The following is a 13,748-nucleotide window of genomic DNA, read 5'->3' as shown; positions in this document are numbered from 1 at the left end:
TTTTCCGGTACACTTTGCAGTAAGACAACCGCGCTGAAAAGTGACGGCATATGAGAGGGATACAAGTTATGCAGGATAACCAGTTTGATGTGGTGATTGTGGGCGGTGGCATGGTCGGTGCCGCGCTGGCATGTGGGCTGATGCAGCACAAGTTCCGTGTGGCGGTCGTGGAGCGGGCAACGCCGCCGCCTTTTGATCCACACAGCCTGCCCGATGTGCGTATCTCCGCTGTCGGTTCCTCTTCTGTGGCACTCCTGAAGCAACTGAATGTCTGGCAACGTGTTGAAGCGATGCGCTGTGCGCCTTATCGCAAACTTGAAACCTGGGAGTGGCAAACGGCGCAGGTGAACTTTGACGCCGAGTCGCTGGGGCTGCCTGAACTCGGCTATATGGTTGAAAATAACGTGTTGCAACGCGCCCTGTGGGAAGAAATGGAGCAGCGCGGGATTACGTTACTCTGTCCGGCGACCATGGACGATCTCCAGCCCTGCAATGGCGGCTGGACGTTGTCTTTAAGCGATGGGAACGCGGTGACGGCCGCGTTGGTGGTGGGCGCAGACGGCGCTAACTCGCAGGTGCGACAGATGGCCGGCATCGGTATTCATGGCTGGCGCTATGCGCAGTCCTGTTTACTGATCAGTGTGACCTGTGAACATCCTGCGGGTGACGCCACCTGGCAGCACTTTACCCCTCAGGGCCCTCGCGCTTTTCTGCCGCTGTTTGGTCATCATGCTTCTCTGGTGTGGTATGACTCTGCTGCACGCATTCGTCAGTTGCAGGCCATGCCGATGCCGCAGTTAGAAAAAGAGATCGCCAGCCACTTCCCGGCACGGCTGGGGCGTTTTCAGGCACACGCAGCAGGCGGCTTTCCACTGGTCCGTCGTCACGCCTTACGCTATGTCTTGCCAGGGCTGGCTTTAGTGGGCGATGCCGCGCACACCATTAATCCGTTAGCAGGGCAGGGCGTGAACCTGGGTTATCGGGATATCGACGCACTGATGGATGTGCTGATTGACGCGCGTGGTAAAGCAGAAGCCTGGTCATCGGAACGGGTGCTGCTGCGTTATCAGCGCCAGCGTCGCAACGATAACCTGCTGATGCAGAGCGGGATGGACCTGTTCTATTTTACCTTCAGTAACCGCATTGGGCCGTTAAAGCTGGTACGTAATCTGGGATTGATTGCCGCTGAACATTCGGGCGTGCTGAAGCGCCAGGTATTACGATACGCGTTAGGATTGTAAGCGCTCGCCACGCGTTGCACTGACGTGATGCGTGGCTGTATCAGCAAATGCCAGATGCCAGATGCCAAAAACAACAAAGCCCGCAAAAGCGGGCTTTGTTGCTTAATTTGGCTGGGGTGCAGGGATTCGAACCCCGGAATGCTGGTATCAGAAACCAGTGCCTTACCGCTTGGCGACACCCCAATGGTGTCAAATCAAATTGTCTTAAAATGGCTGGGGTGCAGGGATTCGAACCCCGGAATGCTGGTATCAGAAACCAGTGCCTTACCGCTTGGCGACACCCCAAAAAAATGGTGGCTACGACGGGAATCGAACCTGTGACCCCAGCATTATGAGTGCTGTGCTCTAACCAGCTGAGCTACGTAGCCAAATTGTACTGCCTTTCGATGATGGCTGGGATACCTGGATTCGAACCAGGGAATGCCGGTATCAAAAACCGGTGCCTTACCGCTTGGCGATATCCCATTCGTCCCACTCGCAGCCACGAGATTCATCGAAATTGGCTGGGGTACCTGGATTCGAACCAGGGAATGCCGGTATCAAAAACCGGTGCCTTACCGCTTGGCGATACCCCATCCATGCTGCCGAATCATGAAATGGTGCGGGAGGCGAGACTTGAACTCGCACACCTTGCGGCGCCAGAACCTAAATCTGGTGCGTCTACCAATTTCGCCACTCCCGCAGAAAAAAGATGGTGGCTACGACGGGAATCGAACCTGTGACCCCAGCATTATGAGTGCTGTGCTCTAACCAGCTGAGCTACGTAGCCATCTTTTTTTCGCGCAACCTTCATCGGCGTTGCGGGGCGCATTATGCGGAGTTGACTACACAGCGTCAACAAGTTTTTTGCCGTTTTTTGCCTTCAAACGCCTGTTTGTCTGGCTTATAACCAGGCTGATGCTTTATTCGGCAATTTTTCAGTGAATACAACGCCAATAACAAAAAAAATGGGCCGTATTCGGCCCATTACGCACTCAGTATAGCACTTATTTATAAGCGGACTGGTGCACGCCTACGGCGCGTCCTGACGGGTCATCCATGTTTTTGAATGCCTCATCCCACTCAATGGCTTTCGCCGATGAACAGGCAACAGACGGGCCGCCCGGGACGCATTCAGCCGCGCTCGGCAACGGGAACAGTTCTTCAAAGATTTCGCGATAAAGGTAGGCTTCTTTTGAGCCCGGCGTGTTGTGTGGGAAACGGAAGTGCGCCGTCGACAACTGCTGATCGCTGACCTGTTTCGCCGCCACTTCTTTCAGCGTGTCGATCCAGCTGTAGCCAACGCCGTCGGAGAACTGCTCTTTCTGGCGCCATGCCACACTTTCTGGCAGGTAGGACGAGAAGCATTCACGCAAAATGTGTTTTTCCATCTTACCGTTACTGCCGCACATCTTGTCCTGTGGGTTGATGCGCATAGCCACATCAAGGAATTTCTTATCCAGGAAGGGCACGCGGGCTTCAACGCCCCAGGCAGACATGGCTTTGTTGGCGCGTGCGCAGTCAAACATGTGCAGGGCCAGCAGTTTGCGAACGTTTTCCTCGTGGAACTCTTTTGCGTTCGGTGCCTTATGGAAGTACAGATAACCGCCAAAGACTTCGTCAGCACCTTCGCCTGACAGCACCATTTTGATGCCCATCGCTTTGATTTTACGCGACATCAGGTACATCGGCGTAGAGGCGCGAATCGTCGTCACATCATAGGTTTCGATGTGGTAAATCACGTCACGAATGGCATCAAGGCCTTCCTGCACCGTGAAATGAATTTCATGGTGAACCGTACCTAAATGCTCGGCCACCAGCTTTGCAGCTTTCAGATCCGGTGAGCCTTCCAGGCCGACGGCAAAGGAGTGCAGCTGCGGCCACCAGGCATCGCTCTTATCCTGATCTTCCACTCGCTTAGCGGCAAAACGCTTGGTCACCGCTGAAATGATGGAGGAGTCCAGACCGCCTGACAGCAGAACACCATAAGGCACATCTGACATCAGGTGGCTTTTTACGGATTCTTCCAGCGCATGTTTCAGCTCGGCTGCATCAGTCACGTTGTTTTCAATGTTCTGGTATTCCATCCAGTCACGCTGCCAGTAACGACGGATTTCACCATCGGTGCTGGAAAGGTAGCTTCCTGGCGGGAATTCTTTGATTGAACGACACACCGGCACCAGCGCTTTCATTTCAGAGGCGACAAACAGGTTACCGTGCTCATCGTTGCCCATATAAAGCGGGATGATGCCGATATGGTCACGGCCAATCAGATAGGTGCGTTTTACGCTGTCATACAGGATAAAGGCAAACATGCCTTCCAGCTCGTCAAGGAAATCGACGCCTTTCTCCTGATACAGCGCCAGAATCACTTCACAGTCTGAACCGGTCTGAAAAGCATAACGATCGCTTAATTTTGCGCGCAGAGCCTGATGGTTATAGATCTCGCCATTCACTGCCAGTACGTGGGTGTGGTCAGCGTTATACAGCGGCTGTGCACCGTTGTTCACGTCAACAATTGAGAGGCGCTCATGAGCAAGAATGGCATGATCGTCAGCGTAAACGCCTGACCAGTCCGGCCCACGGTGACGCATCAAACGTGAGCTTTCCAATGCTTTTTTGCGTAACTCAACGGGATCGCTTTTCAGATCCAGCACACCAAAAATAGAACACATATCTGACTCCTGAACTCACCTGCGGCGATGTAATTTTACGTTTGTCCGGCAGCCTGTCGCTGCGTGATGTATAAGAAAATGCGTTATTTCCCACCCTTAATGCAAGAGGAATCGTCTTTTGCTGATGAAAATGTTGGTGGCGAGCGGCTAATATTGAATTTCATCTAATGAAATAAGGTTTTTATTGCTGGATCGGCAACGAAATGGAATTTCAGCACGCTTTTTGAACGCTGATAATGGCTTTAACGGGCCAGAAAGGGGAGACGCACCGCCTGTTTTGCCAGTGCGTCATAAGAGAAAGGCATTAAAACAGGTCGATATCCGCGACAGACGGGAAGATCCAGTCAGGGCGGAAAGGCATGGCATCGATATCGGTAAGGGTAGAAACCCCTGAAAGCACCAGAATCGTTTCCAGACCGGCCTGAAAACCGGCCAGGATATCGGTGCGAAGATTATCGCCCACGATGACCGTTTCCTCTGAATGGGCCTGCATCTTGTTCAGCGCGGCACGCATAATATAGGGGCTGGGTTTCCCGACATAAAACGGTCTGCGACCGGAGATCTTCTCGATACCGGCACAGAGTGCGCCGCAGGCTGGCACGAAGCCCCGGGCATGCGTATCCGGGTTCGTTGCGATGAAACGCGCACCGTTTGCCACGAAGAAGGCCGCCTTATGCATCATATCCCAGTTAAATGAGCGGGTTTCACCGACAATCACGAAGTCCGGGTTGACATCAGTGATGGTAAAACCGGCTTTATACAGCTCGTGTACCAGCGCGCCCTCGCCAATCACATAGGCTTTTTTGCCTTCCTGCCGACGCAGAAAGTCAGCCGTAGCCATAGCGGAGGTGTAAAACACCGAATCCGGTATTTCAATGCCTGCCGAGGAAAACCGGTTCGCTAAATCGCGCGCCGTCTGTGAAGGATAATTAGTCAGCACCACCAATGGCATATCTTTCGCCAGAATGCGCTGCAAAAACTCCTGCGCGCCGGGTACCGCCGTATTGTCGTGCATCAGCACGCCATCAATGTCACAAATTACATTTTTAATCGTCATAAATGGGTTCCGATGCGCGCAGCCATGCGTCAGGCTGCGCTTAGTCTTCCAAAAGATGTTGCAGCAGAATGCCGTTTAACATCGCCCGTTTTGCCAGGGCAAATGCGCCGATGGCGGAGCGATGATCAAGTTGAGAACGCACCACAGGCAGATTTTTACGAAAGGCTGCCAGCGCCTGCGTATTAATGCAACTTTCAATGGCCGGCAGCAACACGCGTTCAGCTTCAGTGATTTCGCCGGCCAACACAATTTTTTGCGGATTAAACAGGTTAATAGCAATGGCAATGGCTTTACCCAGATAGCGGCCGACATGCTCAATGACCTCACTTGCCAGCGCATCGCCCTGATTAGCCGCCTGACAGATTTGTGGCATCTGGCAGGCGTCCTGCGTCAGTACGCTGGGATAACCTTTATTCAGCAACTCTTTGACGCGGTGTTCGATGGCACCGTTAGCCGCGAGGGTTTCGAGACAGCCAAAGTTACCGCAATGACAGCGCTCGCCCAGCGGATCGACCTGAATATGACCGATTTCACCGACGTTGCCATTACTGCCCAGAAAAATCTGTCCATTGGCAATAATCCCCGCGCCGGTTCCCCGATGCAGCCGCACTAATATCGAGTCGGCGCAGTCACGCGTTGCCCCAAAATAGTGCTCAGCCAACGCCAGGCTGCGGATATCATGCCCAACAAAGCTGGTAACGTTAAAGCGGTTTTTCAGGTTTGCCACCAGGGGCCACTGATCCACATTAATGTGCGGCATATAGCGAATAACGCCATTAAGGGGATCGACCAGGCCTGGCAGGATCACTGAAATGGCGATCAGCTCACGAATTTTGGCTTCGCTCTGCTGAATAAAATGCGCGATGGCCTCGAACAGCGCCAGCTCCAGCGTTTCCTGCGTGGTTTGCGGCAGGGGATAATCCTGCTGAGCCAGTGATTTACCGCTCAGATCGAACAGCGTTAAGGTCGCATCGTTGCGGCCAAGGCGCACACCAATGGTATGGAAGTGACGGGTTTCAGTGACGATGGAAATGGCGCGGCGACCGCCGGTGGATGCCTGTTGCTCCACCTCTTTGATCAGACCGCGCTCAATAAGCTGGCGAGTGATTTTCGTCACGCTGGCGGGAGCGAGTTGGCTGAGATCCGCAATCTGAATGCGTGAAATCGGTCCCTGTTGATCGATTAACCGATAGACGGCTGCGCTGTTCAGTTGCTTGACAAGATCGACATTTCCAATTTGTGTCTGGCCGCCAGTGGTCATTCAGTGCTTACTCGCTCAGGACGTTATCTCCATTGACTAACGTCTTTATAATTTTAAAGTCGCGTGTAAAGACGGTCAGGTTGGCGATTTTTCCTGCCTGAAGGGAGCCTGACTGCTTTTCTACGCCCATTGCCCGTGCCGGATAAAGTGAGGCCATACGCAGCGCTTCATCCAGTGGAATGCCGGCATGCTCAACGCTGTTTTGCACGGCTTCGATCATGGTCAATGCTGAACCGCTTAGCGTGCCATGCTCATCAACGCATAATCCATCACGATAATATATTGTTTTACCAGCAAAAATAAATTTATCGATTGCGGCACCTGCGGGGGCAGTGGCATCGGTCACCAGAACTAGCTTGTCACCCTTGATGCGCTTGGCATTACGAACGTTAGCGTAATGGACATGTAAACCGTCTGCAATAATGCCGCAGTATACATCAGGCGCATCAAACAGCGCACCGATAAGGCCGGGTTCACGTCCTGCAAAGGTCGGCATAGCATTATAAAGGTGCGTGGCAAAGCGAATACCGGCAGCAAAACCCGCCTTGGCTTCTTCAAAGGTAGCATTAGAATGGCCCGCTGAAACCACAATGCCGGCTTCGCTGAGTTGACGAATCACGGCGCTTCCGACAACTTCCGGTGCCAGCGTAACCTTACTAATCACATCAGCATTGTCACACAGGAAATCCACCATTCGCGGATCTGGCTTACGGATGAGCGCAGGATTGTGCGTTCCCTTTTTGACCACATTCAGCCAGGGACCTTCCAGATGTAATCCCAGCAGATGGTGGGGATATTTCTGCAAAAAGGTGCGCATGGTTTCCACGGCGCGCACCATCAGTTCATCACTGCTGGTAATCAGCGTCGGCAGAAAACTGGTGCAGCCGGACTTTACGTTGGCCCGGTGCATAGTTTCCAGCGTTTCCACGCTAATGGCATCGATGTCGTCATTAAACTGCACGCCTCCACAGCCGTTGAGCTGCAGATCAATAAAGCCGGGCGCGATAATTGCGCCTCCGACATCCTGCTGTTCAATGCCTGGCGGCAACGCTGCCAGGGGGCAAACGCGCTCAATTTTGCCGTCAGCGATGACGACGGCATGATTATCAAAAATGTCATCGCCGCTATAGATACGGCCGTTCACTAATGCGTACATCTTATTCTCCCGGCTTGCCTGCCGTTAATGCGTCTAACCGCAGGTGACGTAATGACTGTATTAAACGCCCTGCATGTTTTCCGCTTCCATTTCACGGAAGTATTTCACCGTTTTGACTTTCAACTCCATGGTGGCGGGTTCATCACAGACCACCACGGATTTAGCATGAAGCTGGAGACAGCTGATCGTCCACATGTGGTTGACATTACCTTCCACGGCTGCCTGCAGCGCCTGGGCTTTAACATGACCCGTGACCAGGATCATCACTTCTTCGGCATCCAGCAGCGTGCCAACGCCTACGGTAAGCGCGTACTTTGGCACCTGATCCACATCACCGTTGAAAAAGCGCGAATTTGCTACGCGCGTATCGTGAGTCAGGGTTTTGATTCGGGTCCGGGAAGACAGAGAGGAGGCCGGTTCATTGAACGCAATATGTCCATCATTGCCAACGCCACCCATAAACAGGTGAATTTTACCCAGTGTCCGAATTTTATCTTCGTAACGGCGACATTCTGCGTCAATATCTGGCGCATTACCATTCAGCAGGTTGATATTTTCTGGTTGTATATCAACGTGGTCAAAGAAATTACGGTACATAAAACTGTGGTAGCTTTCCGGGTGCTCTTTAGGCAAGCCAACGTACTCATCCATATTGAAGGTCACGACGTGTCTAAAGCTAACCTGGCCCGATTTGTGCATGTCAATCAGGTGTTTATAGGCTTCAAGTGGGGTTCCGCCGGTTGGCAATCCCAGGATAAAAGGCTTGTCAGCGCTCGGATTAAACGCATTAATACGATTCACAATATGGCGCGCTGCCCATTTGCCGACCTGCGTGGGTGTGGATAAAGGAATCAGTCTCATGTTGCACCTCGAATGTGAGTTAATGATCTGACGCGCAGTAAACATGTGGGTGAAGCCTAAAATGCAGGCTCAAAGGCAGAGGAATCAGCGCGTCTTGATATTTCGCATCATAAAATAAGTCGGTCTTTAAAGCCAGTAAGAACGTCCTTAAAAATCGATTTTTGGTGATAATTGTCACAGATAGTAGCTATTAATTTGTGAAGCGAATTAAATTATTATTACACTCTACAGCATTGAGTGTAATGCCGTCAGAGGCTTGCTGCTGACATAACAACATTAAGCGGCAGCAAAGCTATAGAGTCAGTTTAAAGGGGGATGGGTCAATGTTAAGTTACTTACAACGAGTGGGGCGGGCGCTAATGGTGCCGGTCGCCACTTTGCCTGCTGCAGCAATATTAATGGGGATCGGCTACTGGATAGATCCGGACAGTTGGGGGGCGGGTAATGCCTTTGCCGCACTGCTGATCAAGTCCGGTGGTGCGATTATCGAAAACATGTCGGTCCTGTTCGCGATTGGCGTGGCGTATGGCATGTCAAAAGACAAAGATGGCGCGGCCGCGCTCACTGGCTTTGTCGGCTTCCTGGTGGTCACCACGCTGTGTTCACCTGCTGCTGTGGCGATGATCCAGAAAATACCGGTGGCTGAGGTACCGCCTGCCTTCGGTAAAATCAGTAACCAGTTTGTCGGTATTCTGGTCGGGGTACTGTCGGCAGAAGTGTATAACCGCTTTAGCCATGTTGAACTGCCGAAAGCGTTCTCGTTCTTCAGTGGTCGTCGCCTGGTGCCCATCCTTGTGTCTTTCCTGATGATCCTGGTGGCGTTCATCCTGATGTACATCTGGCCATTAATTTTTAATGGTCTGGTCAATTTTGGTGAGCACATTCAGAAGCTGGGATCGGTGGGCGCGGGGGTTTACGCCTTCTTTAACCGCCTGTTAATTCCGGTCGGCTTACACCATGCGCTGAACTCCGTTTTCTGGTTTGACGTGGCAGGGATTAACGATATTCCTAAGTTCCTCGGCGGCGCTCAGTCGCTGGCGAATGGTACGGCAATACCTGGGATCACCGGTCGTTATCAGGCAGGTTTCTTCCCAATCATGATGTTCGGTTTGCCTGGTGCCGCGCTGGCGATTTACCACTGCGCGCGTCCAGAAAATCGGGTGAAAGTCGGGAGTATTATGCTGGCTGCGGCCTTCGCCGCGTTCTTTACCGGTATTACCGAGCCGCTGGAATTCTCCTTTATGTTCGTTGCACCCGTGCTGTATGTGATTCATGCCGTGCTGACAGGCATTTCCGTGTTTATTGCGGCCAGCATGCACTGGATTGCAGGCTTTGGCTTCAGCGCGGGGCTGGTGGATTTGGTGCTGTCTACCCGGAACCCACTGGCAACCCACTGGTACATGCTGATTCCGCAAGGTCTGGTGTTCTTCGTCATCTATTACGTTGTGTTCCGTTTCACCATCAAAAAATTCAATCTGATGACGCCTGGCCGTGAGCTGGCGGTTGCCGGGGATGAAACCGATGGTTATGACGTGAATGTCGACACCACCGATAATGGCGAAAGTGCGACCGAATCGCTGGCGCGTCGTTATATCGGTGCGGTGGGCGGTTCAGAAAACTTAACCGCTATTGATGCCTGTATTACTCGTTTGCGCCTGAATGTGAAGGATGCCAGCCAGGTCAATGAAGGCGTGGCAAAACGCCTTGGCGCATCAGGTGTAATCCGCCTGAACAAGCAGAGTGTCCAGATTATCGTGGGTACGCAGGCGGAAAGCATTGCCATGGCCATGAAAAAAGTGCTGGTGAAAGGTCCGGTCGCGGCAGCAGCAGCCAGTAGCGCCAGCGCGCCAGCAGCGACCAGCGACGTGAAACCGCAGGCCGTACTGAACAGCGAAAAACGCGTTATCGCGACTTTAGTGGCGCCCGTGAGCGGTGAAGTCGTGTTGTTGGATGCGGTACCGGATGACGCCTTCGCCAGCAAAGCGGTCGGCGACGGTGTAGCGATCAAACCGAGCGATAAGCGCGTCGTTGCCCCGATTGCGGGCACGGTGGTGAAAATCTTCAACACCAATCACGCCTTCTGTCTGGAAAGCGAAAACGGCGTAGAAATCGTGGTGCACATGGGGCTGGATACCGTTGCGCTCGGCGGTCAGGGCTTTACCCGTTTAGTGGAAGAGGGCGCTCAGGTGACGGCAGGCCAGCCGGTACTGGAGATGGATCTTGACTACCTTAATGCGAATGCCCGCTCGATGATCAGTCCGGTGGTGGTCAGTAATATCGAAGACTTCTCGGGTTTGACGCTGTTGACCCAGGGCCAGGTCGTAGCAGGCGAAACGCCGCTGTATGAAATAAAAGGCTAATTCGCTGTATCCACAACAAAAGGCAGGAAGCGATTCCTGCCTTTTTTATTTTAAACGCCCAACAAACGGTTGTTTCTCTGCAACGCTTTGTGGATCATACCCGGATATTACGTGGTATAAACCACCCATTCTACGCGTTGAGGATTTTGAGATGAGTGAGGCTGAAGCCCGCCCAACTAACTTTATTCGTCAGATTATTGACGAGGATCTGGCAAGCGGGAAGCACAGCACTGTGCACACCCGTTTCCCGCCAGAGCCAAATGGTTATCTGCACATCGGTCATGCTAAATCAATCTGCCTGAATTTTGGAATTGCTCAAGATTATCAAGGTGAGTGCAATCTGCGTTTTGACGATACCAATCCGGTTAAAGAGGATATGGAATTTGTTGAATCCATCAAGCGCGACGTGCAGTGGTTGGGTTTTACATGGAGCGGCGACGTTCGTTATTCATCTGACTATTTTGATCAGCTTTACCACTATGCGGTAGAACTGATTGGCAAAGGCCTGGCCTACGTAGATGAACTGACCCCGGAAGAAATCCGTGAATACCGTGGCACCTTAACCGCACCGGGCAAAAACAGCCCTTACCGCGATCGCAGCGTGGAAGAAAACCTCGCCCTGTTTGAAAAGATGCGCAACGGTGAATTTGCAGAAGGCAAAGCCTGTCTGCGTGCAAAGATCGACATGGCCTCAAGTTTTATCGTCATGCGCGATCCGGTGCTGTACCGCATTAAGTTTGCCGAACATCATCAAACCGGCAACAAGTGGTGCATCTACCCGATGTACGACTTTACCCACTGTATTTCCGATGCGCTGGAAGGCATTACGCATTCGCTATGTACGCTGGAATTCCAGGATAACCGCCGCCTGTATGACTGGGTGCTCGATAACATCACGATTCCGGTTCATCCGCGTCAGTACGAATTTTCGCGTCTGAATCTGGAATATGCCGTGATGTCAAAACGCAAACTCACGCAACTGGTCAGTGAAAAGCATGTGGAAGGCTGGGACGATCCGCGTATGTTAACGGTATCCGGCCTGCGTCGCCGTGGTTATACCGCGGCTTCGATTCGTGAATTTTGTCGCCGTATTGGCATCACCAAGCAGGACAACATTGTTGAAATGGCCTCGCTGGAATCCTGTATCCGCGACGATCTCAACGAAAATGCACCACGTGCGATGGCGGTGTTGGAGCCGGTGAAGCTGGTGCTGGAAAACCTGCCTGCGGGTCATAACGAAGTGCTCAGCATGCCTAACCATCCGAACAAACCTGAAATGGGTACACGTGAAGTGCCATTCAGCCGTGAGATTTGGATCGATCGGGCCGATTTCCGTGAAGAGGCGAACAAGCAATATAAACGCCTGGTTCTGGGTAAAGAGGTTCGCCTGCGTAATGCCTACGTGATCCGTGCTGAGCGCGTTGCAAAAGATGAAGAGGGCAATATTACCTGCATCTATTGCACCTGTGATGTGGATACGCTGAGTAAAGATCCGGCTGACGGCCGTAAAGTTAAAGGCGTTATCCATTGGGTTTCTGCTGAACATGCGCTGCCTGCAGAGTTTCGTCTCTACGATCGCCTGTTTAGCGTGCCCAATCCCGGTGCGGCAGACGATTTTCTGACCACAATCAATCCGGATTCGCTGGAAATCAAACAAGGTTTTGTTGAGCCCGGCCTGCGTGACGCGGCAGCCAGTGCACCTTACCAGTTCGAGCGTGAAGGCTATTTCTGTGCCGACAGCCTGTATTCCACGCCGGCGCAGTTAGTGTTTAACCGTACCGTCGGTTTACGCGATACCTGGACGAAAATCGGCGAATAACCGACGCGTCATTTTCATCACTGGTGACTAGTCCTGGCATAGGTTGACACTTTTTTTATCTTTTAAAACGCCTGATGTACCTCATCAGGCGTTTTGTATTTTAATGACAGATGAGGACGCTGGCTGTTATAGATCCTGACTGACTCACTGACCATCCTGCCTGCCTGCACCACGTCTGCCGGACGCGTAATCAGTAATTCATTTTTCAGTATGCCGTTAACCCTTTCTGCCAGCGCATTCTGATAGCAGTCGTAGCCGTCCGTCATTGAACAGACAAGACCGTGTTTTTTATGCACTGACTGATACATTGCCGAACAGTACTGAAGTCCGCGATCTGAGTGGTGGATCAGGCGGCCCTTTCCCTGCCGCTCCCTCAGTGCCATTTGCAGCGCCTTAATAACGTGTTCCGTATGCAGACTTTCATGAACATGATACCCCACGATTTTTCGTGAGAAAGCGTCCGTTACCAGACTGATGTAGGCCATACCTGTTCTTACCGGAAGCCAGGTGATGTCGGCAACCCATACCTGCTCCGGACCGGAGATTACCGTCTGCTCCGGCCCCGCTTTCAGCAGATTCGGATGTCTGTAAAAATGATGACGGCTGTTCGTTGTTTTATGATAAGCCCTTGCCGGATGAACCAGTAACCGGGCTTCCCGCAGCACAGCGAACAGACTGTCCCGCCCGATATGCAATGCGGCATCTTCCCGCTCGTTAAGAATATGCTGCAGTTTCCGGGTACCCAGGCGGGGCTGCTGTAACCTGATAAGTCTGACTTCTTCAGTAATGCGGTGTGCCTTTTCAGCCCTGCGCATTTCACGCCGGCATCCCTGATACCAGGCCTGACGGCTTATCTTTAAATACCGGCAGACCCTGACGACAGTCAGTTTCAGGGATTGTGTCTGTGCTTTCGCGATAAGGACGCTAACTGCTTCTTTGTGAGTGTGGCACCGAATTCGGTGTTCATCACCTTCACGACAGCTTCAAAAAACTGCGCTTTAACTTCGGATTCAGCCAGTTGCTGCTCAAGCTCTTTGATTCGCTGTTCAGGTGTGAGGGGGAGAGATTTTGTCATGTTTCCTCCACGGGTGGTGCGCTGCCGGGATGACTGCCAGTCCAGATGACCGTATTTACGTAACCACATGAGCACGGTGGAACATCCCTGGATGCCGTAGCGTTCCTGAGCCTGGCGGTAAGTCATCTCGCCTTTTTCAACCTGCTCCACGACTGCCAGCTTAAAAGACAGAGAGTAATCCCGCTGAGTGCGTTTAACATACTGTTTCATCACATTCTCCTCAAAACCAGTGGAAAATGTGTCAACGCTATTCAGGACGGGACA

Annotated in this window: 9 protein-coding genes and 7 tRNA genes; 3 read left to right on the top strand and 13 right to left on the bottom strand. The window is 52.3% G+C overall.

Annotated elements, in window-relative coordinates; all coding sequences use genetic code 11:
• Positions 1-68: 68 nt before the first annotated feature.
• On the top strand, positions 69-1,241 hold the full coding sequence (gene ubiF / locus CMR03_RS15050) for a 3-demethoxyubiquinol 3-hydroxylase (protein WP_096011908.1): 1,173 nt from the start codon (positions 69-71) through the stop codon (positions 1,239-1,241).
• Positions 1,242-1,349: 108 nt separating this feature from the next.
• Here ubiF and CMR03_RS15045 read toward each other — a convergent pair.
• The 12 genes from CMR03_RS15045 to nagB all read right to left on the bottom strand — a co-directional run bounded on the left by CMR03_RS15045 (position 1,350) and on the right by nagB (position 8,230).
• Positions 1,350-1,424 (bottom strand) — tRNA-Gln (locus CMR03_RS15045).
• A gap of 27 nt (positions 1,425-1,451) precedes the next feature.
• Positions 1,452-1,526: transfer RNA gene (locus tag CMR03_RS15040), tRNA-Gln, on the bottom strand.
• Between the two features lie 6 nt (positions 1,527-1,532).
• Positions 1,533-1,609: transfer RNA gene (locus CMR03_RS15035), tRNA-Met, on the bottom strand.
• A 22-nt stretch (positions 1,610-1,631) separates the two neighbouring features.
• Positions 1,632-1,706, bottom strand: a tRNA-Gln gene (locus tag CMR03_RS15030).
• A 35-nt stretch (positions 1,707-1,741) separates the two neighbouring features.
• Positions 1,742-1,816 (bottom strand) — tRNA-Gln (locus CMR03_RS15025).
• 22 nt (positions 1,817-1,838) lie between these two features.
• Positions 1,839-1,923 (bottom strand) — tRNA-Leu (locus CMR03_RS15020).
• A 10-nt stretch (positions 1,924-1,933) separates the two neighbouring features.
• Positions 1,934-2,010, bottom strand: a tRNA-Met gene (locus CMR03_RS15015).
• Between the two features lie 217 nt (positions 2,011-2,227).
• The gene (gene asnB / locus CMR03_RS15010) at positions 2,228-3,895 is read right to left on the bottom strand and encodes an asparagine synthase B (RefSeq protein ID WP_096011907.1); all 1,668 of its coding nucleotides are present in this window, start codon (positions 3,893-3,895) and stop codon (positions 2,228-2,230) included.
• Between the two features lie 304 nt (positions 3,896-4,199).
• The gene (locus tag CMR03_RS15005; RefSeq protein ID WP_063878762.1) at positions 4,200-4,952 is read right to left on the bottom strand and encodes an HAD-IIA family hydrolase; all 753 of its coding nucleotides are present in this window, start codon (positions 4,950-4,952) and stop codon (positions 4,200-4,202) included.
• Positions 4,953-4,992: 40 nt separating this feature from the next.
• A complete protein-coding gene (nagC, locus tag CMR03_RS15000) occupies positions 4,993-6,213 on the bottom strand; it encodes a DNA-binding transcriptional regulator NagC (protein WP_096011906.1) in 1,221 nt (406 codons plus the stop codon).
• Positions 6,214-6,220: 7 nt separating this feature from the next.
• The gene (nagA, locus tag CMR03_RS14995) at positions 6,221-7,369 is read right to left on the bottom strand and encodes an N-acetylglucosamine-6-phosphate deacetylase (RefSeq protein ID WP_096011905.1); all 1,149 of its coding nucleotides are present in this window, start codon (positions 7,367-7,369) and stop codon (positions 6,221-6,223) included.
• A 60-nt stretch (positions 7,370-7,429) separates the two neighbouring features.
• Positions 7,430-8,230 (bottom strand): glucosamine-6-phosphate deaminase, encoded by an 801-nt coding sequence (gene nagB / locus CMR03_RS14990; protein WP_063878765.1) that lies wholly within the window; start codon positions 8,228-8,230, stop codon positions 7,430-7,432.
• A gap of 323 nt (positions 8,231-8,553) precedes the next feature.
• Between nagB and nagE the strand changes: the two genes are divergently transcribed.
• Both nagE and glnS read left to right on the top strand, forming a co-directional pair.
• Entirely contained in the window at positions 8,554-10,590 is a 2,037-nt protein-coding gene (gene nagE / locus CMR03_RS14985) for an N-acetylglucosamine-specific PTS transporter subunit IIBC (protein ID WP_096011904.1), read from the top strand.
• A gap of 151 nt (positions 10,591-10,741) precedes the next feature.
• Positions 10,742-12,409, top strand: coding sequence for a glutamine--tRNA ligase (gene glnS / locus CMR03_RS14980; RefSeq protein ID WP_096011903.1), 1,668 nt, complete (start codon positions 10,742-10,744; stop codon positions 12,407-12,409).
• A 62-nt stretch (positions 12,410-12,471) separates the two neighbouring features.
• On the opposite strand, the gene CMR03_RS14975 is transcribed toward glnS, so the two are convergent.
• A protein-coding gene (locus tag CMR03_RS14975) for an IS3 family transposase (protein ID WP_425270632.1) occupies positions 12,472-13,694 on the bottom strand; the annotation gives its coding sequence in 2 pieces (ribosomal slippage) (positions 12,472-13,347 and positions 13,350-13,694; 1,221 coding nt in all).
• Positions 13,695-13,748 lie beyond the last annotated feature (54 nt).

This window comes from Pantoea allii, assembly GCF_002307475.1.
GTDB lineage: Bacteria > Pseudomonadota > Gammaproteobacteria > Enterobacterales > Enterobacteriaceae > Pantoea > Pantoea allii.
The sequence above is the reverse complement of the archived record's forward strand: the minus strand, read 5'-3'. Positions and strand labels throughout refer to the sequence as shown.

Bases quoted from the DNA above. Each gene is read 5' to 3' on its own strand.
- ubiF (WP_096011908.1), top strand. From the start codon at position 69: ATGCAGGATAACCAGTTTGATGTGGTGATTGTGGGCGGTGGCATGGTC.
- asnB (WP_096011907.1), bottom strand. From the start codon at position 3,895: ATGTGTTCTATTTTTGGTGTGCTGGATCTGAAAAGCGATCCCGTTGAG.
- CMR03_RS15005 (WP_063878762.1), bottom strand. From the start codon at position 4,952: ATGACGATTAAAAATGTAATTTGTGACATTGATGGCGTGCTGATGCAC.
- nagC (WP_096011906.1), bottom strand. From the start codon at position 6,213: ATGACCACTGGCGGCCAGACACAAATTGGAAATGTCGATCTTGTCAAG.
- nagA (WP_096011905.1), bottom strand. From the start codon at position 7,369: ATGTACGCATTAGTGAACGGCCGTATCTATAGCGGCGATGACATTTTT.
- nagB (WP_063878765.1), bottom strand. From the start codon at position 8,230: ATGAGACTGATTCCTTTATCCACACCCACGCAGGTCGGCAAATGGGCA.
- nagE (WP_096011904.1), top strand. From the start codon at position 8,554: ATGTTAAGTTACTTACAACGAGTGGGGCGGGCGCTAATGGTGCCGGTC.
- glnS (WP_096011903.1), top strand. From the start codon at position 10,742: ATGAGTGAGGCTGAAGCCCGCCCAACTAACTTTATTCGTCAGATTATT.